The sequence below is a fragment of the Phocaeicola faecalis genome, assembly GCF_021730445.1.
Lineage (GTDB): Bacteria > Bacteroidota > Bacteroidia > Bacteroidales > Bacteroidaceae > Phocaeicola > Phocaeicola faecalis.
In genome coordinates this window covers 1-512 of the sequence record NZ_JADNRM010000059.1, presented here as the reverse complement: position 1 = coordinate 512, position 512 = coordinate 1, and the positions used below count along the sequence as shown (strand labels likewise).

The window sequence follows — 512 nt, the reverse complement described above, 5'->3', positions numbered from 1 at the left end:
ATCGTCGCCAGATTATCCCTGTATACTTTGATGCTCTCATCATACTTTATCCGCTCCTCTTTACTCAGGGAAGCGATATCCACAATCTTCTCCAGTTTCTCAAAGACGGCTTTGCGCGCTTTGAAAGGCAGTCTGTTCAGCGTTTCCATATTCTTGAGTATATATATCCAACGTTCAAAATCTGTCCCACATTCCTCTTCCTCCTTGTTGAAAGAAGGAAGCTCTATAAAGATAAACCGCAGCTTGTCCGAGAAGACCTCGTGTGTGTCACGGTCCGAAAGGACAATGTCCGTGCGGAGCTTGTGGGGAGTGTCCTCCAGACGGAAGTTCATGAAGAAGACGCCGTAAACGGCCTTCAGGTCGAACTCCCAGCGGGCTCCCTTCTCACCCTGACGCGTAATGGTATGCGAAAGATAGAACAAGGCACGCTCCTTAAAGTTCGTCTGCTGCCGGTTCTGCATCTCCACGATGATATGCTCCCCCGACTCCGTGGTGCAATAGATGTCATAAAT

Annotated in this window: 1 protein-coding gene; it reads right to left on the bottom strand. The window is 48.8% G+C overall.

The window, feature by feature from the left end; all coding sequences use genetic code 11:
* A partial coding sequence (locus tag IR173_RS18010) for an Rpn family recombination-promoting nuclease/putative transposase (protein WP_237040873.1) occupies nt 1-512 on the bottom strand: 512 nt, incomplete at both ends.